This window comes from Methylobacterium sp. TK26, from assembly GCF_055361565.1.
This window is the reverse complement of record NZ_CM143965.1, coordinates 2,541,607-2,559,843: the sequence shown is the minus strand read 5'-3', so window position 1 is coordinate 2,559,843 and position 18,237 is coordinate 2,541,607. Positions and strand designations below refer to the sequence as shown.

Annotated in this window: 19 protein-coding genes; 13 read left to right on the top strand and 6 right to left on the bottom strand. The window is 69.4% G+C overall.

The annotated features are described in order from the left end of the window. Window positions 1–182 precede the first annotated feature (182 nt). The 7 genes from ACXJ1Y_RS12300 to ACXJ1Y_RS12270 all read left to right on the top strand — a co-directional run bounded on the left by ACXJ1Y_RS12300 (window position 183) and on the right by ACXJ1Y_RS12270 (window position 5,350). Window positions 183–983, top strand: coding sequence for an inositol monophosphatase family protein (locus ACXJ1Y_RS12300; RefSeq protein ID WP_463846548.1), 801 nt, complete (start codon window positions 183–185; stop codon window positions 981–983). A 68-nt stretch (window positions 984–1,051) separates the two neighbouring features. Continuing rightward, complete coding sequence (locus tag ACXJ1Y_RS12295; protein ID WP_463846547.1) at window positions 1,052–1,597, top strand: adenine phosphoribosyltransferase; 546 nt, start codon at window positions 1,052–1,054, stop codon at window positions 1,595–1,597. 183 nt (window positions 1,598–1,780) lie between these two features. Beyond that, a complete protein-coding gene (gene rpmH, locus ACXJ1Y_RS12290) occupies window positions 1,781–1,915 on the top strand; it encodes a 50S ribosomal protein L34 (protein ID WP_238205808.1) in 135 nt (44 codons plus the stop codon). A 77-nt stretch (window positions 1,916–1,992) separates the two neighbouring features. Next, window positions 1,993–2,454 (top strand): ribonuclease P protein component, encoded by a 462-nt coding sequence (gene rnpA, locus ACXJ1Y_RS12285; protein WP_463846546.1) that lies wholly within the window; start codon window positions 1,993–1,995, stop codon window positions 2,452–2,454. Next, window positions 2,444–4,312: a membrane protein insertase YidC gene (yidC, locus tag ACXJ1Y_RS12280; RefSeq protein ID WP_463846545.1), complete on the top strand. Its 1,869-nt coding sequence runs from the start codon at window positions 2,444–2,446 to the stop codon at window positions 4,310–4,312. The genes rnpA and yidC overlap by 11 nt, the downstream gene beginning before the upstream one ends. A 1-nt stretch (window position 4,313) precedes the next feature. Next, complete coding sequence (gene yihA / locus ACXJ1Y_RS12275) at window positions 4,314–4,976, top strand: ribosome biogenesis GTP-binding protein YihA/YsxC (protein WP_463846544.1); 663 nt, start codon at window positions 4,314–4,316, stop codon at window positions 4,974–4,976. Then, complete coding sequence (locus ACXJ1Y_RS12270) at window positions 4,973–5,350, top strand: DUF423 domain-containing protein (protein WP_463846543.1); 378 nt, start codon at window positions 4,973–4,975, stop codon at window positions 5,348–5,350. The genes yihA and ACXJ1Y_RS12270 overlap by 4 nt, the downstream gene beginning before the upstream one ends. Here the strand turns inward: ACXJ1Y_RS12270 and ACXJ1Y_RS12265 are convergent. From ACXJ1Y_RS12265 to tpiA, 6 genes are all read right to left on the bottom strand, one after another. Beyond that, on the bottom strand, window positions 5,347–6,864 hold the full coding sequence (locus ACXJ1Y_RS12265) for a S10 family peptidase (protein WP_463850105.1): 1,518 nt from the start codon (window positions 6,862–6,864) through the stop codon (window positions 5,347–5,349). The two genes, ACXJ1Y_RS12270 and ACXJ1Y_RS12265, sit on opposite strands and share 4 nt — an antisense overlap. Before the next feature lie 14 nt (window positions 6,865–6,878). Then, complete coding sequence (locus tag ACXJ1Y_RS12260; protein WP_463850104.1) at window positions 6,879–7,331, bottom strand: DNA polymerase III subunit chi; 453 nt, start codon at window positions 7,329–7,331, stop codon at window positions 6,879–6,881. Window positions 7,332–7,404: 73 nt separating this feature from the next. Next, window positions 7,405–9,033: a CTP synthase gene (gene pyrG, locus ACXJ1Y_RS12255; protein ID WP_463846542.1), complete on the bottom strand. Its 1,629-nt coding sequence runs from the start codon at window positions 9,031–9,033 to the stop codon at window positions 7,405–7,407. 165 nt (window positions 9,034–9,198) lie between these two features. Next, window positions 9,199–9,615, bottom strand: a complete 417-nt coding sequence (secG, locus tag ACXJ1Y_RS12250) for a preprotein translocase subunit SecG (protein WP_463846541.1) — start codon at window positions 9,613–9,615, stop codon at window positions 9,199–9,201. Window positions 9,616–9,754: 139 nt separating this feature from the next. Further along, entirely contained in the window at window positions 9,755–10,669 is a 915-nt protein-coding gene (gene ppk2 / locus ACXJ1Y_RS12245; protein ID WP_463846540.1) for a polyphosphate kinase 2, read from the bottom strand. Window positions 10,670–10,759: 90 nt separating this feature from the next. Continuing rightward, complete coding sequence (tpiA, locus tag ACXJ1Y_RS12240; RefSeq protein ID WP_463846539.1) at window positions 10,760–11,521, bottom strand: triose-phosphate isomerase; 762 nt, start codon at window positions 11,519–11,521, stop codon at window positions 10,760–10,762. A 196-nt stretch (window positions 11,522–11,717) separates the two neighbouring features. On the opposite strand from tpiA, the gene ACXJ1Y_RS12235 reads away from it, so the two are divergent. From ACXJ1Y_RS12235 to moaC, 6 genes are read left to right on the top strand one after another with little or no spacing between them, the layout of a single operon-like run. After that, window positions 11,718–13,619 (top strand): peptidyl-prolyl cis-trans isomerase, encoded by a 1,902-nt coding sequence (locus ACXJ1Y_RS12235; protein ID WP_463846538.1) that lies wholly within the window; start codon window positions 11,718–11,720, stop codon window positions 13,617–13,619. Continuing rightward, window positions 13,619–15,139, top strand: coding sequence for an anthranilate synthase component I (gene trpE, locus ACXJ1Y_RS12230; protein WP_463846537.1), 1,521 nt, complete (start codon window positions 13,619–13,621; stop codon window positions 15,137–15,139). The genes ACXJ1Y_RS12235 and trpE overlap by 1 nt, the downstream gene beginning before the upstream one ends. 59 nt (window positions 15,140–15,198) lie before the next feature. Next, window positions 15,199–15,813 (top strand): anthranilate synthase component II, encoded by a 615-nt coding sequence (locus ACXJ1Y_RS12225; protein ID WP_463846536.1) that lies wholly within the window; start codon window positions 15,199–15,201, stop codon window positions 15,811–15,813. Window positions 15,814–15,845: 32 nt separating this feature from the next. Next, entirely contained in the window at window positions 15,846–16,883 is a 1,038-nt protein-coding gene (trpD, locus tag ACXJ1Y_RS12220; protein WP_463846535.1) for an anthranilate phosphoribosyltransferase, read from the top strand. Beyond that, entirely contained in the window at window positions 16,880–17,749 is an 870-nt protein-coding gene (gene trpC / locus ACXJ1Y_RS12215; RefSeq protein ID WP_463846534.1) for an indole-3-glycerol phosphate synthase TrpC, read from the top strand. Before trpD ends, trpC begins: the two co-directional genes overlap by 4 nt. After that, window positions 17,746–18,234: a cyclic pyranopterin monophosphate synthase MoaC gene (gene moaC / locus ACXJ1Y_RS12210; protein ID WP_463846533.1), complete on the top strand. Its 489-nt coding sequence runs from the start codon at window positions 17,746–17,748 to the stop codon at window positions 18,232–18,234. Before trpC ends, moaC begins: the two co-directional genes overlap by 4 nt. Window positions 18,235–18,237 lie beyond the last annotated feature (3 nt).

The window sequence follows — 18,237 nt, the reverse complement described above, 5'->3', positions numbered from 1 at the left end:
CCGCGATCCCTTGAGCCCTCCTCCGAGGCGGCTTCGCCGCACCTCGGGATGAGGGTGAGAATGGGGTTGGCTGGTACGACACCAGTCCACGCGAATGACGGCGAGCGCGCCGTGGCCTCGCCATCGCAGCCTCCTGCCTGTAACCACCGTCGCAAATCCGCGACGCAAGAGTCCAAGACGCTATGATTTCCTCGCCCCTCATGACCGTGATGGTCGATGCCGCGCGCAAGGCCGCCCGCAGCCTGCGGCGCGACTTCGGCGAGGTCGAGAACCTCCAGGTCTCGCGCAAGGGGCCGGGCGATTTCGTCTCCGCCGCCGACCGCAAGGCCGAGGAGGTGGTGCGCGATGCCCTGTTGAAGGCGCGCCCCGGCTACGGCCTCGTGCTGGAAGAGGGCGGCATCATCGAAGGCACCGACAAGAGCCACACGTGGCACGTCGATCCCCTCGACGGCACCTCCAACTTCCTGCACGGCGTGCCGCATTTCGCGGTCTCCATCGGGCTGGAGCGCGAGGGCGTGATCGTCGCGGGCGTGGTGTTCGATCCGATCAAGGATGAGCTCTTCGTCGCCGAGCGTGGCAAGGGCGCCTACCTCAACAACCGCCGCATCCGGGTCGCCGCGCGCACCGAGATGGCGGACGCCCTCGTCGGCTACGGCACGCCCTATCTCGGGCGCGGCAGCCATCCGCGCCTCCTGCGCGAGATCTCCGCCGTGATGGCGGTCTCCGGCGGCACCCGCCGCATGGGTTCGGCGGCGCTCGACCTCGCCTACGTCGCCTGCGGGCGCCTCGATGCCTACTGGGAGCGTGACCTCCAGACCTACGATTTCGCCGGGGGCGTCGCCCTGGTGCGCGAGGCCGGCGGCTTCGTGACCTCGGCGGACGGCGCGGCCGAGCCCCTGGCGCCGCGCTCGGTCTGCTGCGGCAACGAGAGCCTGCAGCGCGACCTGCTGGCGATTCTCAAGAAAGCGCAGGGCGCCGGCTGAGGGGCGCCACCTGGCATCGCGCCAGCCCATCTGCTTTAACCGCCCCGTTCGTCAGGGAAGATCGCCGCATGGAAGCCCGCCGCCACGTCTCCCTGAAGGAATCGATTCGCTCGATTCCCGATTATCCCAAGCCCGGCATCGTCTTCCGCGACATCACCACGCTTCTGTCGGATCCGCGCTCGTTCCGGCGGGCGGTGGACGCGCTGGTGCACCCCTACGCGGGCGGCGGCATCAAGCAGGTGGCGGGAATCGAGGCGCGGGGGTTCATCCTCGGGGGCGCCATCGCCCACCAATTGTCCTGCGGCTTCGTGCCGATCCGGAAGAAGGGCAAGCTCCCGCACAAGACCGTCTCGATGGCCTACGCCCTCGAATACGGCACCGACGAGATCGAGATCCACGTGGATGCGGTAGGCCCCGGCGACCGGGTGCTGCTGGTGGACGACCTGATCGCCACGGGCGGCACAGCCATCGCGGCGATCAACCTGCTGCGCAAGATCGGCGCGGAGGTCGTGGCGGCCTGTTTCGTGATCGATCTGCCGGAGATCGGCGGCGCCAAGCGCCTGCGCGACCTCGGCGTGGAAGTGCGTACCCTCATGGAGTTCGAGGGACACTAAGGAATGGCCCGAAGGGGGCTGCAAAACGTTGACTTGTGCCAACCCTTCCGCCATAAGCCGGCCACCCGCGACGGGGCGCCCCACTTGGGCGCCCTTCGTGTTTGCGAGACATGCAGGACGCGTGAAGGTCGGGAGCGGCATAGCCGCCCGCGAGCGCGCCTCGACCTTTGAAGGCCATTCGTCATGAAGAGAACCTATCAGCCGAGTAAGCTCGTCCGTAAGCGTCGCCACGGCTTCCGTGCGCGGATGGCGACGGCCGGCGGCCGCAAGGTGCTGGCCCGTCGCCGCGCCCATGGCCGCAAGCGCCTGTCGGCCTGAGCCCGGCGGGTCGAGACCCGCCGCCGCGCCCCTGGCGCGGCCCCTTCCGGGGCATTGAAGCCGGGATCGAACGGTCGATGGCGACGATCGAACGGCTCAAGAAGCGGCCCGACTTTCTGGCCGCTGCCGCGGGCCGCCGTTTTCACACCGAACGGATGACGGCGCAGGGTATCCTGCGCTCTGAGGAAGCCGGTGGCCTGCGCCTCGGCTTCACCGTCACCAAGCGCGTCGGTCATGCGACCGAGCGCAACCGCATCAAGCGGCGGCTTCGTGCCGTCGTCGCCGAGGTCGCCGCCGGCTTGCCCGCCGACCTCGCGGGCCGCACCGCCGATATCGTGCTCGTCGCCCGCCGCCCCGCGCTCCATGCGGATTTCGCGGCCCTCGCCGACGATCTCCGCAAAGCGATTCCCGCGGTGGCCCGCGCCGGCAAGCCGGACTCCGGCGGCAGGCCGAACCCCCCTTCATCCCGACGCGGAAAGCGCCCCCCGGCGCCGCCCGCCTCCCCGAACAAAGGCCTTGGTGTCCCCAATGGGCAATGACAAGACCAACATGTTCGTGGCCATCGGCCTGTCGCTGCTGGTGCTGCTCGGTTGGCAGTACTTCGTGGCCGGGCCGCGCCTCGAGCAGCAGCGCCAGATCGAGGCCCAGAACAAGGCGGCCCAGGCGCAGACCCAGCCGCCGGGCGTGACGCCGGACGGCGTGCCCTCGCCCTCGCCGAAGGAGGGCGGCCCTGCCGCCCCGGCCCCCGGCACCGCGCCGACGCCTCCGGGCGGCCCGGTCTCCCGTGAGGCGGCGCTGGCCCGCGCCCCGCGCGTGAAGATCGAGACCCCCGCCATCTCCGGGTCCATCAACCTGAAGGGCGCCCGCATCGACGATGTGGCGCTGAAGAATTACCGCGAGACCATCAACCCCCAGAGCCCCGAGATCGTCCTGTTCTCGCCGGCCGGGACGGAGACGCCCTATTACGCCGAGTTCGGCTGGGTCGGCGCCAACGCGAAGCTGCCGAACAGCGAGACGGTGTGGACCTCCGACGGCAAGACGCTCTCGCCCGGCATGCCCGTGACCCTGACCTGGGACAACGGCGAGGGCCTGACGTTCAAGCGCATCGTCGCCGTCGACGACAAGTACATGTTCACCGTGCGCGACTCGGTCGAGAACAAGGGCTCGGGTGCGGTCACGCTCTACCCGTACAGCCTCGTCTCCCGCTGGGGTAAGCCGCACACCCAGGGCTATTACGTCCTGCACGAGGGCATGATCGGCTATCTCGGCGACGACGGCCTGCAGGAGATCACCTACGACAAGCTCGCCAAGGAAGGCGCCTATGGCGGCGCCAACACAAAGGGTAAGGCGTTCAGCAACGTCACCGGCGGCTTCCTCGGCATCACCGACAAGTACTGGGCGGCGGCCGTCATTCCCGAGCAGAATGCGCCCTATACCGGCGCCTTCACCGACCGCACCGATGGCGCCACCAACGTCTATCAAGCGAGCGCCCGTGGCGACGCGGTGAACCTCGCCGCCGGGGCCTCGGCGACGGCCACCCAGCGCCTGTTCGCGGGCGCCAAGGAGGTCAACGTCATCAACGGCTATCAGAAGGAGTTCGGCCTCCGGCACTTCGATCTGATGATCGATTGGGGCTGGTTCTGGTTCATCACCCAGCCGATGTTCCGGGCGCTGGACTTCATCTACCGCCTGTTCGGCAATTTCGGCGTCTCGATCCTGATCGTGACCCTCGGCCTGAAGCTGCTGTTCCTGCCGATCGCCAACCGGTCCTACATCTCGATGGCCAAGATGAAGGCCGTCCAGCCCGAGATGACCTCCATCCGGGAGCGGTACAAGGACGACAAGATCAAGCAGCAACAGGCGATGATGGAGCTGTACAAGAAGGAGAAGATCAATCCGGTCGCCGGCTGCTGGCCGGTGCTGATCCAGATCCCCGTCTTCTTCGCGCTCTACAAGGTTCTGTTCATCACCATCGAGATGCGGCACGCGCCGTTCTTCGGCTGGATCCACGACCTTGCGGCGCCGGATCCGACGAGCATCGTGAACCTGTTCGGCCTGCTGCCCTTCACGCCCCCGGAATACATCCCGATCCACCTGGGCGTGTGGCCGATCATCATGGGCATCACGATGTTCGTGCAGATGAAGATGAACCCCGCGCCGCCGGACCCGGTGCAGGCGCAGATCTTCACCTTCATGCCCATCATCTTCACCTTCATGCTCGGCTCGTTCCCGGCCGGACTGGTGATCTACTGGGCGTGGAACAACAGCCTGTCGGTGCTGCAGCAATACGTCATCATGCGCCGCAACGGCGTGAAGGTGGAACTGTGGGACAACCTGCGCGGTACGTTCAAGCGCGGCTCCAAGACACCGGCCAAGACGGCGCCGACCAAGGGCTGACGTGACCACACCCGATACGACAGACGACGAGACGGCCGGCCTCACCGAGGCTGGCCGCCTGCTGTTCGCCGGCAGCGCCGACTTCTACGCCGCCGCGCAGACCCTCGACCGGCTGCCGCCGATGGAGAGTCTCGAGATCGCCTTTGCCGGGCGCTCGAATGTCGGCAAGTCCAGCCTCATCAACGCCCTGACCGGGCGCAACACCCTGGCGCGCGTCTCGCACACGCCGGGCCGCACGCAGCAATTGAACTTCTTCCGAATTGGCGAGCGCCTGTCCCTGGTGGACATGCCGGGCTACGGCTACGCCGCCGTCGAGAAGGCCAAGGTCGAGGCCTGGACGAACCTCATCCATTCCTACCTGAAGGGCCGCGCCAACCTCGCGCGGGTCTTCGTGCTGATCGATTCCCGCCACGGGCTGAAGAGCATCGACACGGACGTGCTCGACGGGCTCGACAAGGCGGCGGTGAGCTATCAGGTCGTGCTGACCAAGGCCGACGCCCTCAAAAAGAGCCAGATGGAGGCCCGCCTCGCCGGCATCCGCGAGGCCCTGGCCAAGCGCCCCGCCGCCTATCCCGAGGTGATCCTGACCTCCAGCCGCGACGATTACGGCGTGGCGGACCTGCGGGCGGCGGTGGCCCGGCTGCTCGCCGAGCGCGGCCTGTGAGGCTGGCGCCGCCGGACCGGGCGCTCGGCGCCTTCGCCTGCCTGTGCGGACTCCTCGGCGTCGCAGCCAGCGCGGCGGCGGCGCACATCCCTGGCGCCGATTCGCTGAAGACCGCCGCGCAGTTCCTGCTGTTCCACGCCCCCGCCATCCTCGCCCTCGTGGCCTTTGGCGCGGCGGGGCTGGTGCGGGCGCCCCTCGCCCGCATCGCGGCCGCACTGCTCGCCCTGGGGCTTTGCCTGTTCTGCGGCGATCTCAGCCTGCGCGCGCTGGTGGGCCACGCGCTGTTGCCGATGGCCGCCCCGAGCGGTGGCTTCGCCCTGATGGGTGGCTGGCTGCTCGGGATCGTCGCGCTGCTCGTCCCGGCCCGCGTCTAGCGGTCCTTCAGCGCCGCGTCGTAGAGCGCGGCGGCATCCTTGTGGAAGGCCGCCCGCGACGCATCCCGCCCGTAGAACATGTGCCCGCCGGGATAGACGGCGAGGTTGAGCCGGCCGCCGCCGTAGGGGGGCACCTGCGCGATCTGCAACTTCGACGCGAAGTACGGCGTCACCAGATCGGTCGCGCCGTGGACCACGAGCACGCGGAACTTGCCATCGAGCGCCAGCGCGCCCTTCAAGGCCGTCAGGGCCTCCGGGGCCTGCCGACGCGAACCCCAATTCCAGCCGCTGTTCACCGCGCCGTTCAGCAACTCGTAGCGCATGTTCGGCACCGGCCATTTCAGCGTCCGGGCGTAGAGGTCCAGCATCGCGCTGGTGAGCGGCGCCTGCATCGCCATGAGTTGCGGATCCTCGAAATGGGATGCGAGCGAATCAGGCTCCGGGTCCCAGCCGGTGATGCCGGTGTCGTAAAGGCTCGTCACCCGGCCGTTCTCGCGGCCATACTCGCGCTGCACGCCCCGACCCGAGGGACGGCCCGCCTGCCGGCGCAGGAACTCGCGGTCGAGCCCGGTGAGGGGGGCGAGCCGGTCGGCCATCCGGTCGACGGCCTGCGTGTCGCCCGGACCCTTGAGAAGGTCGGCGAAATAGGCGCCCGTGGCGTAAGCCTCGGCGTCGGCGAGGGAGGCCGAACTCGGGTCCTTGCCGCCGCGCTCCTGCGCCGTCGCCGCCAGGGAGGGCAGGCGCAGCACGAAGCCCCAGGGATCGGAGCGCGGCCGTTCGAGCCACGCGAAATCGAGGACCGGCGAGAGCAGCACCATGCCCGACAGCCCGATTCCGATCTCCTCCTGCAGCTTCGCGGCGATGAGCGGCCCCCGGAAGCCGCCGTAGCTTTCGCCCACGAAGAATTTCGGGCTCGCCATGCGGGTGTTGACCCGCAGGTAGCGCGCGATCACCGCCGAAAGGATCGAGGCGTCCGAATCGACCGACCAGTACTTCTTCGGATCGCCGTCCGTCGCGCGGCTGTAACCGGTGCCGATGGGGTCGATGAAGACGAGGTCGGTGAAATCGAGCCACGTCCCGTCGTTCGGCACGACGGCGACGCCCTGCGACGGGCTGATGCTGTCCTTGCCGAGCGGCAGGCGCCACGGCCCGATGGCGCCGAGGTTGAGATAGGCCGACGACGCGCCGGGGCCGCCATTGATGGCGAAGGTGATCGGCCTCTCGCGGCCCTCCTCGGCGGGGCGCGTGAAGGCGATGAAGCCGATCTCGGCCTGAAGCTTCCCGCCTTCGTCCACGATGGGCAGGCTGCCGGCGGTGGCGGTGAAATCGAGCTTGCGCCCATCCGGGAGGGTGAGGCTCTGGCTCGTCACCGAATCGGCCGGCAGGCGCCGTCCCTCGGGGCCGGAGGATTGCGCGCGGGGCGGCGGGCCCTGGTGGGCCTCCTGCGCCGCGAGCGGCAGGGGCAGGGCGAGGGTCAGGAGGAGGGCGCCCGCGAGGCGGCCGGCTCTGTGCATCGTCATGGAGGGCGTCACGCCTTCTTGTTCCAGCGGCCGGATTCGTCCTGCTGCCAATAGGCGACCGCGTGGCCCGCCTCCTTGGCCTGCTTCCACTGCTCCCGGGCGCGCAGAAGCGCCTCCTGATCGGTGCCGTCGAACAGGATGCAGATGCGGGCATACGCGCCGGCATCCGCCGGAAGGTCGGCGCCCTCCACGAGGAAGCGGATCGAGGCGGCGTTCGGGTTCGCGTCCTTGAGGGTCAGCACGACGGGCTGGCTCGCCGCATCCGGCTCGCGATCCGTGCCGTGCGGCAGGAAGCTCTCGTCGGCATAGGTCCAGAGCTGGTCATCAAGGGCGGACAGCCGCTCCTCGCTCGCGGCCTGGATCGCCGCCTGCCAGCCGCGTTCCAGCGACCGCTCGACGAGGGTCGGCAGCACCCGTTCGAGGGGCTGGTGCTGGAGGTGGTAGAACAGGATCTCTGTCACGATCAGCGTAAGATAGGGCTGCACCGTCCCTCAGCGAAGGACGGCGGCAGGATCACGCAGCGCGACCGATCCATCACACGAGGCGGCTCTGCTCGATCGCCGCGCCGACGAAGCCCTTGAACAGCGGGTGCGGATCGAACGGCCGGGACTTCAGCTCCGGGTGGAACTGCACGCCGATGAACCACGGGTGGCCGACATGCTCCACCGTTTCCGGCAGGAGCCCGTCCGGCGAGAGGCCGGAGAAGCGCAGGCCCTTGGCCTCCAACCGCTCGCGATAGGCCATGTTGACCTCGTAGCGGTGGCGGTGGCGCTCGGAGATGCGCTCCGAGCCGTAGATCTGCGCGATCTTCGATTCGGGGTCGAGATGCGCGTCGTAGGCGCCGAGCCGCATGGTGCCGCCGAGGTCGCCCTCTGCCCGGCGCCGCTCCAATTCGTTGCCGCGCAGCCACTCGGTCAGCAGGCCGACCACCGGCTCGGCGGTCTCGCCGAACTCGGAGGAGTTCGCCTGCGGGATGCCGGCCAGCGAGCGCGCCGCCTCGATCACCGCCATCTGCATGCCGAAGCAGATGCCGAGATAGGGGATCTTCTTCTCGCGGGCGTAGCGGGCCGCGCGGATCTTGCCCTCGGCGCCGCGCTGGCCGAACCCGCCCGGCACGAGGATGCCGTTGAGCCCTTCGAGGAACGGGGCCGGGTCCTCGCGCTCGAACACCTCGGCCTCGATCCACTGCAGGTTCACCTTCACCCGGTGGTTGATGCCGCCGTGGGTCAGGGCCTCGATCAGCGACTTGTAGGCGTCCTTCAGCCCCGTGTACTTGCCGACGATGGCGATGGAGACCTCGCCCTCGGGATTGCGGACCCGCTCGGCGATGGTCCGCCACCGGGCGAGATCCGGCTCGTCACCGTGCTCCAGGCCGAAATGGCCGAGCACTTCCCGGTCGAGCCCGGCGGTGCGGTAGGAGAGGGGCACTTCGTAGATCGACGCCACGTCTCGCGCCTCGATCACCGCCGTCTCGCGCACGTTGCAGAACAGGGCGAGCTTGCGCCGCTCCTCCACGGGAATCGGCCGGTCGCAGCGGCAGAGGAGGATATCGGGCTGGATGCCGATGGAGCGCAGTTCCTTCACGGAGTGCTGCGTCGGCTTGGTCTTCAACTCGCCCGCGCTCGGGATGTAGGGCAGCAGGGTCAGGTGCACGAAGGCGGTGGTGCCGCGCGGCAGTTCCTGGCCGAGTTGGCGGATCGCCTCGAAGAAGGGCAGGCCCTCGATGTCGCCCACCGTGCCGCCGATCTCGACCAGCACGAAGTCGAACGCATCGTTCCCTTCGAGGACGAAGTCCTTGATGGCGTTGGTGACGTGCGGGATCACCTGGATCGTGGCGCCGAGATAGTCGCCCCGCCGCTCCTTGGCGATGATGTCCTGATAGATGCGCCCGGTGGTGATGTTGTCGGCCCGCGAGGCCGGCACGCCGGTGAAGCGCTCGTAATGCCCGAGGTCGAGGTCGGTCTCGGCGCCGTCGTCGGTGACGAAGACCTCGCCGTGCTGGGTCGGGCTCATCGTGCCCGGATCGACGTTCAGGTAGGGGTCGAGCTTGCGCATCCGCACCCGGTAGCCGCGGGCCTGAAGCACCGCTGCCAATGCCGCCGAGGCGAGCCCCTTACCGAGGGAGGAGACCACGCCGCCGGTGATGAAAACGTACCGCGTCATGGGCCTCGATCCATAAAGAAGGCAGCCGCGTTTGCCAAACGGAGAACCGTCGCAAACCGGCGGTGGCTGGGGATGAAACGCGAAACGGCCGCGGGTTCGGAACCCGCGGGCGTATCCGTGCGAAACTCGGGCAGGACGCGGGCCGTGGACGACCCGCGCAAGACGTCAGCGCGACTGCGGCGCGGTCGGGACACCGGATTCGGGTGCCGGCGAGGCGGGCGCCTGCTCGGGCGCCCGGTCCTGCGCCCTGCGCAGCGTGTCGAGGAGGTTGTCCGCGCCCGCCGGGGCCTTGGTCGCCGGGGCGCCGGGCACGGCCGGGGCGCCCGTGTCGAGGATCGACTTCGGCGCCGCCGACCGGTGCGACATGACCGCGAGGGTCATGCTGGTGACAAAGAACATGGCCGCGAGAATCGCGGTGGCCCGCGTCAGGGCGTTGGCCTGGCCGCGGCCGGTCATGAACCCGCCGACGCCGCCCCCGCCGCCCCCGCCGAGGCCAAGGCCGCCCTCGGACCGCTGCAGCAGCACGACGCCGATGAGCGAGAGGACGATAAGAAGGTGGACGACGATCAGGACGGTCTGCATCGGGGATCCGGTTCACTCGCCCGCGCCGACCGGGTGCGGTCTAGGCAGGGGCGCGGGGCGGCGTCCGGCGCCGCTCCATCGAGATGCACCGGGCCTTACACCATGCGGACGCCAGCGCCAACCACGCCCGCGTCACGGTTCAGTAGCGATCCGGCACGTGCATCTCGGCCGGGATCGGCGCGCGGAGGTAATCGGCGTGACGCACCCGCGCGGGCAGGTGGACCGGCGGGTGCTCCACCTCGCCGTAGGGGATCTGTCCGAGGAGATGGCTGATGCAGTTGAGCCGCGCCCGCTTCTTGTCCACCGCCTCGACCACCCACCACGGCGCCTCGGGGATGTGGGTGCGGGTCAGCATGTCCTCCTTGGCGCGGGTGTAATCCTCCCAGCGCCGCCGCGATTCGACGTCCATCGGCGAGAGCTTCCACTGCTTCAGCGGGTCGGTGATCCGCATGGTGAAGCGCAGGGCCTGCTCCTCGTCGGTGATGGAGAACCAGTATTTCAGCAGGACGATGCCGGAGCGCACCAGCATGCGCTCGAACTCCGGCACGGAGCGGAAGAACTCCTCGACGTCGCCTTCGGTGCAGAAGCCCATCACCCGCTCGACGCCGGCCCGGTTGTACCAGGAGCGGTCGAACAGGACGATCTCCCCCGCCGCAGGCAGGTGGGCGACGTAGCGCTGGAAGTACCATTGCGTCCGCTCGCGCTCGTTCGGCGCGGGCAGCGCCGCCACGCGGCAGACGCGCGGGTTCAGCCGCTGTGTGATGCGCTTGATGACGCCGCCCTTGCCGGCCGAATCGCGGCCCTCGAAGATCACGACGACGCGCAGCTTGTGGTGCTGGACCCAATCCTGCAGCCGGACCAATTCGTGCTGAAGGCGCAGGAGTTCGCGGAAATAGAAGCGCCGGTCGAGCGCCCCATGGCCTTCGGCCGGGCCGAGGGCGTCGAGGCGGGACTCCTCGAGATCCTGCTCAAGCTCCTCGTCGTAGCTGTCGAGGATCTCCCGGCGGATCATCTCCACCAGGGCGGGATGGGCGGAACTCAGATCCTCGGACATCGGGCGCTTTCGGACGGGACTCGCCCACCCTCAAGACCAAGTCAGTGTGACACCCATGCGAAGCCCGGGGCGTTGCGCCCCGGATTCGTCTCAGGCGTAGGCCTTGCAGATCCCCAGGAAATCGTCGGCCACGAGGCTCGCGCCCCCGACGAGGGCGCCGTCGACGTTCTCGACCGAGAGGATTTCGCGGGCGTTGCCGGGTTTCACCGAGCCGCCATAGAGGATGCGGATCTTGTGCGCTTCCTCGCCGGCCAGCTTGTCGAGCATGTCGCGCAGAGAGGCGTGGACCTCGGCGATGTCCTTCGGCGTGGGCGTGCGCCCGCTGCCGATGGCCCAGACGGGCTCGTAGGCGATCACCGTATCGGCCGCCGTCGCACCCTTGGGCAGGCCGATGGCCAATTGGGCGCGCACGATGTCCAGGGCGCGGCCCTGCTCGCGTTCCTCGATGGTCTCGCCGACGCAGATGATGCCGCAGAGCCCGGCGCGGCGGGCCCCGAGCGCCTTGGCGTGGACGCCGTCATCGGTCTCGTGGTGGTAGGCGCGCCGCTCGGAATGGCCGACGATCACGTATTTCGCCCCGAGGTCGGCCAGCATCTCGGCCGAGATCGAGCCGGTGAAGGCGCCGCTCTCGCGGGCGTGCAGGTTCTGGCCGCCGATGGCGATGTTGGACCCGTAGGCCGCCGCCACGCAGGACCCGATCAGGGTCGAGGGCGGGCAGATCAACACGTCGATCCGGGAGCACAGATCGGGCGACAGGCCGTCGCGAATCTGTTCCACCACCGCGATCGAGGACCGCGTGCCGTTCATCTTCCAGTTGCCAGCGACCAGGGGCCGCCGCCCGCCCTGCGTCATTCCCCGCCCCACTCCTCACCGCTGCGTGATCCGGCGGCCGTACCAGAGCAAGCTTAGGCGCGCAAACCGCGCGCGAACCCTTTCTCCCCGCTGCGGGCGGGGACGGTGACGCGGCCGAGCCTTTGTTTCACCGCGCGAATGGTCTATCGCGAGCCGCGACGAAGCATTTTCCAGACCGGCGTTTCCAAGACACACCATGCTGCAGGGCATCCGCGCCGCCACCGAGCACTGGCTCGGCAAGATCGTTTTGGCGATCATCTTCTCGCTGCTGATGTTCGGCATCGGCATCTACGGCGTCGAGGATCTGATCCGCGGCGGCGGGACGAGCGCCGTCGCCACGGTGGGCAACACCAAGATCTCGTCCGAGCAGGTCCGGCAGGCCTACCAGAACCAGCTCGAGCGCTATCAGGTGCAGCTGAAGCGCGCCCTCTCGCCGGAGCAGGCGCGGGCGCTCGGCCTGGACCGGCAGGTGATGTCGCAGCTCATCACCGAGGCGGCCCTCGACCAGAAGACCCGCGACCTCGGCCTCGCCGTCCCCGACAGCGCCGTGCTGCGGGCGATCCACGAGGAGAAGTCGTTCCAGACCGCCCAGGGGCAGTTCGACCCGCAGCTGTTCTACCAGACGCTCCAGCGCGCCGGCCTGAACGAGCAGCGCTTCGTGAACGAGCAGCGCTCGGTGATCGCCCGCATCCAGCTGGCCGAGGCGGTCTCCGGCGGGATCAGCGTGCCGACGGCCCTCCGCGAGTCGGTGCATCGCTACACGACCGAGCGGCGGGCAGTGTCCTTCCTGTTCCTGCAGCCCTCCGATGCCGGCCAGATCGCGGCCCCGACCGACGAGGAGCTGAAGTCCTGGTACGAGGGCAACAAGGACAAGTTCCGCGCCTCCGAGTACCGCACGGTGAACTTCCTCGTGGTCGATCCCGAGACGGTGGCGCAGTCCGAGCCGGTCTCGGACGAGGACGCGCGCAAGGCCTACGACCTCAACAAGAGCCGCTACGGCAGCCCCGAGAAGCGCACCATCCAGCAGATCGTCTTCCCCGATGCGGCCTCGGCCGAGGCGGCGCGCAAGGAGATCGAGGAGGGGGCCAAGACCTTCGATCAGGTCGCCGAGGCGCGCGGCACCAGCGGCAGCGAGCTGACGCTGGGCACGCTCTCCCGCGACGAATTGTTCGACAAGACCGTGGCCGAGGCCGCGTTCAGCCTGCCCGAGGGCGGCGTGAGCCCGCCGGTGAAGGGCCAGTTCGGCCAGGTGCTGCTGCGGGTCACCAAGATCGAGCCCGGCACGGTGAAGCCGTTCGAGGAGGTCTCGGGCGAGATCCGCAAGAATCTCGCCCTGCAGCGGGCGAAAGACAAGATCGAGGATATCCGCGACGCCATCGAGGACCAGCGCGCCAGCGCCAAGTCGCTCGCGGACATCGCCGCCGAGCGCAAGCTCAACCTCGTGGCGGTGCAGGCGGTGGACGGCCAGGGCAAGGCGCCGGACGGCACCCGCATCGGCACCATCCCCGATGCGGACACGACCCTGCCGGCGGTGTTCCGCGCCGAGATCGGCGGCGACAACGAGCCCCTGCGCACGAAGAGCGGCGGCTACATCTGGTACGACGTCACCAAGATCGACGGCGCCCACGACAAGCCGTTCGACGAGGTGAAGGACGCGGTGAAGGCCGGTTGGATGCAGGCTGAGACCGCCAAGCGCCTCCAGGCCAAGGGCCGCGAACTGGTCGAGAAGCTCGACAAGGGCGCGAGCATCGAGGACGCGGCCAAGGAGGTTGGCGTGAACCCGCAGGAGACTTCGGACCTCGCGCGCAACCAGCCGAAGGACATGCTCACCGCCGATGTGGTGAACCTGATCTTCGCGACGCCGGTCGGTAAGTCCGGCAGCGCGGCCTCGGGCGATTCGCGCGCCGTGTTCAAGGTGACGTCGGCGACGATGCCGGCCTTCGTGGCCGACAGCCCCAGCGACAAGACCGTCACGCAGAACTTCCAGTCGGCCATCGCCGACGACGTGCTCTCCCAGTACATCACGGATGTGCAGAAGAACGCGGGCGTGAAGGTCGATCAGGCGGCGCTCCGCAAGGTCTTCGGCGGCGAGTACTGATGTCGGACCTGCCCGATTTCGACGCCTTCCGGGTCGCCTACGAGGCCGGGCGTCCGAGCCTGATCGAGATCGCCCTGGTGGCCGATCTCGAAACGCCGGTCGCGGCCTTCATGAAGCTCCGCGCCCGGCATGCCGGGCCCGCCTTCCTGCTCGAATCGGTCGAGGGCGGGGCGGTGCGGGGGCGCTACTCGATGATCGGGCTCGACCCCGATCTGATCTGGCGCTGCTGGGACGGCGCGGCCTCCCTCGCCCGCCAGCCCGATCTCACCGCGTTCGAATCCGATGGCCGGCATCCCCTCGCGAGCCTGCGCGGGCTGATCGCCGAGAGCGCCATCGGCGCCGACGAGGACCGCGACCTGCCGCCGATGGCGGCGGGGCTGTTCGGCTATCTCGGCTACGACATGGTGCGCGCCATGGAGCGCCTGCCGGTTCCGAACCCGGACCCGCTCGGCGTGCCGGACGCGATCCTGATGCGCCCGCGCCTGATGGTGGTGTTCGATTCGATCCGCGACGTCATCACGGTGGTGACGCCCGTGCGCCCGGCCGAGGGAATCTCCGCCCGCGCCGCCTATGAGGCGGCCCTGGCGCGGATCGACGGCGTCGCGGCCGCGCTGGAAAGCCCGCTGCCCATCGAGGCGCGGATCGACCTCGCGACGGTCGCCGCGCCGGAGCCGGTCTCGAACACCACGCCGGAAGAGTTCGCCGCGATGGTTGCGCGGGCGAAGGAGTACATCGTCGCGGGCGATGTCTTCCAGGTGGTGCTGTCGCAGCGCTTCGAGGCGCCGTTCACCCTGCCGGCCTTCGCGCTCTATCGCTCCCTGCGCCGCACGAACCCGGCGCCGTTCCTCTGCTACCTCGATTTCGACGCCTTCCAGATCGTCTGCTCGTCGCCGGAGATTCTGGTGCGGGTGCGCGAGGGCGTCGTGACGATCCGGCCCATCGCCGGCACCCGCCGCCGGGGCGCGACGCCGGCCGAGGACCGGGCCCTCGCGGAGGAACTGCTCGCCGATCCCAAGGAGCGCGCCGAGCACCTGATGCTCCTCGATCTCGGCCGCAACGATGCGGGCCGCGTCTCGCGGATCGGCACCGTGCGCGTCACCGATCAGTTCTTCATCGAGCGCTACAGCCAAGTGATGCACATCGTGTCGAACGTGGAGGGCGACCTCGACACGCGGCACGATCCCCTCGACGCGCTCACCGCCGGCTTTCCGGCGGGCACCGTCTCCGGCGCGCCGAAGGTGCGGGCCATGGAGATCATCGACGAGTTGGAGAAGCAGAAGCGCGGGCCCTATGCCGGCTGCATCGGCTATTTCGGCGCGGGCGGCGAGATGGACACCTGCATCGTGCTCCGCACCGCCGTGGTGAAGGACGGGCGGATGCACGTCCAGGCGGGCGCGGGCATCGTCTACGATTCCGACCCGGCCTCCGAGCAGCAGGAATGCGTCAACAAGGCGAAGGCGTTGTTCCGGGCGGCGGAAGAGGCGGTGCGCTTCGCGGCGCAGGCGCGGCGGGGGCAATAGCGCGCCATTGACCCGCCCGCCCCGACGCGCCACACCGCGCCAGGGTTCGGATCCGCGCCATGTCCAAAGTCCTCGTCATAGACAATTACGACAGCTTCACCTTCAACCTCGTCCATCTGATCGGCCCGCTCTGCGACTCGATCGAGGTGGCGCGGAACGATGCGCTGTCGGTGGCCGACATCCGCGAGAAGGCGCCGGACGCGCTGGTGCTCTCGCCGGGCCCTTGCAGCCCGAACGAGGCCGGCATCTGCCTTGACGTGGTGCGCGATCTCTCAGGCGAGATCCCGATCTTCGGCGTCTGCCTGGGGTTGCAGGCCATCGGGCAGGCCTTCGGCGGGGATGTCGTGCGCGCACCCCTTCCCCTGCACGGGAAGGTCTCGACCATCCGCCATGGGGCGAGCGGCCTGTTCCGGGGCATCAACGACAGTTTCGAGGCGACGCGCTACCACTCGCTGGTAGTGGACCGGGCGACCTGCCCTTCAGCACTCGCCGTGACCGCCGAGGCGGATGGGCTCATCATGGGCCTGCAGCACGAGGCCCTGCCGGTGCACGGGGTGCAGTTCCATCCGGAGAGCATCCGCTCCCAGCACGGCGCGGAAATCGTGAAGAACTTCCTCGATCTCGCCAGGGCCTGGAACGCGCAGCGTGACAGGCCCGCCGCCGACGTGCATTGACGCCGCCAGCCCCGCTCCCTGCGACGATTCCGATGGACAGCTTCAGACCGCTCCTCGCCAAGGTCGCCGGGGGCCAGCCCCTCGAGCGCGCCGAAGCGCGCGCGGCCTTCGACCTGCTCCTGTCGGGGGAGGTGACTCCCGTCCAATCCGCCTCTTTCCTCACGGCGCTGAAGATGCGCGGCGAGGATGTGGAGGAGATCGTCGGCGCTGCCGAGGCGATGCGGGCGCGGATGGTGCGCGTGACGGCGCCGGCCGGCGCGGTCGATGTCGTGGGAACGGGCGGCGACCATTCGGGCAGCGTCAACGTCTCGACGCTGGCCGCCATCCTCGTCGCGGCCTGCGGCGTGCCGGTGGCCAAGCACGGCAACCGTGCCGCGACCTCCCGTTCCGGCGCGGCCGACGTGCTCGCGGCGCTCGGCGTGGCCCTGGGGCTCGATCCGGCGGAGCAGGAGCGCTGCCTCGCGGAAGCCGGCCTGTGCTTCCTCTTCGCCCAGACCCATCACGGCGCGATGCGCCATCTGGCGGGGGTGCGGGCCGAGTTGCCGGTGCGGACGATCTTCAATCTGCTCGGCCCCCTGTGCAATCCGGCCGGCGTCACCCGCCAGCTCTTCGGCGTCGCGGACGGCGCCCGCGCCGAGCCCCTGACGCGGGTGCTGGCCGAACTCGGCAGCGAGCGGGTCTGGACCGTGCACGGGTCGGACGGGCTCGATGAGATCACCGTCACCGGTCCGACAGGCGTCGTCGCCCTGGAGGACGGCCGGATCACGCGGTTCAGCATCGACCCGCGCGATGTCGGCCTGACCCTGCGCGCCCCGGAGGAGCTGCACGGCGGCGATCCGGCGCACAACGCCAAAGCCCTCGAAGCGGTGCTCGCGGGCGAACGAAACGCCTACCGCGATATCGCAGTTGTCAATGCGGGCGCGGCTCTCGTCGTCGCGGGAAGCGCCGGGACCCTGGCGGACGGGGTCGCCCGGGCGCAGGATGCGATCGATACCGGCGCGGGCCGTGCCACCCTCGCGCGTCTGGTGCGCGTGTCGCAAGAATGCTCGAAGGGGCAGGAGAGCCGATGACCTCGCTGACGCAAGAGGCCGCGCCCGACCCCGCCGCCGAGGCGCCCGAGCGGCCGAACGTGCTCGCGCGGATCGAGGCGTACAAGCGCCGCGAGATCGCCGAGGCGAAGCTGCGCGTGCCGCTGGCCAAGCTTGAGAAGAAGGTCGCGCAGGCCGATCCGCCGCGCGGCTTCGCGCAAGCGATCCGCGCCCACCGGGCGGAGGGGCGCACGGCCCTCATCGCCGAGGTGAAGAAGGCCTCGCCCTCGAAGGGGCTGATCCGCGCCGATTTCGATCCGGCCACCCTCGCGGCGGCCTATGAGAAGGGCGGCGCCACCTGCCTCTCGGTGCTCACCGACGAGCCGTCCTTCCAGGGCAAGCCCGATTACCTGATCGCCGCGCGGGCGGCCTGCCGCCTGCCGGTGCTGCGCAAGGACTTCATGTTCGAGCCGTATCAGGTCTACGAGGCGCGGGCCTGGGGGGCCGATTGCATCCTCGTCATCATGGCCTGCCTCGATGACGACGAGGCCGCCGCCCTGGTCGAGACCGCGCACGACCTGAAGATGGACGTGCTGGCCGAGGTCCACGACGAAGCCGAACTGGCCCGCGCCCTGCCGCTCGGCACCGCCCTCGTCGGCGTCAACAACCGCAACCTGAAGACCTTCGAGGTCTCGTTCGACAACGCCTTGCGGCTGAAGCCCGGCATCCCGGATGATCGCATCGCCGTGGCCGAGAGCGGCATCGGCAGCCATGCCGACGTGGAGACATTGGCGAAGCACGGCCTCGACACGGTGCTGGTGGGCGAGAGCCTGATGCGCCAGGGCGACGTCACCAAGGCGACCCGCGCTCTGCTGTTCGGGGACACGGGCAAGAAGTCCAAGGCATGAGCGAGGGACTCACCCATCTCGACGCCTCGGGCGCGGCCAACATGGTCGATGTCACCGACAAGCCCGCCACCACCCGCACCGCCCGCGCGGAGGGATGCGTGGTGATGCTGCCGGACACCCTGGCGCTCATCCGCGAGGGCGACGCCAAGAAGGGCGACGTGATCGGCACGGCCCGGCTCGCCGGGATCATGGCAGCCAAGCGCACGCACGAACTCATTCCGCTCTGCCACCCGCTGCTCCTCTCGAAGGTGCGGGTGGAGTGCGAAGAGGATCCGAGCCTTCCCGGCCTGCGCCTCACCGCCGAGGTGCGGGTGCAGGGGCCGACCGGCGTCGAGATGGAGGCGCTGACCGCCGTCTCGGTCGCCTGCCTCACCGTCTACGACATGGTGAAGGCGGTGGATCGCGGCATGCGCATCGAGGGCATCCGCCTCCTCGCCAAGGATGGCGGGCGCTCCGGCGCCTACAGGGCAGACGCAGCAGAGTGAGGC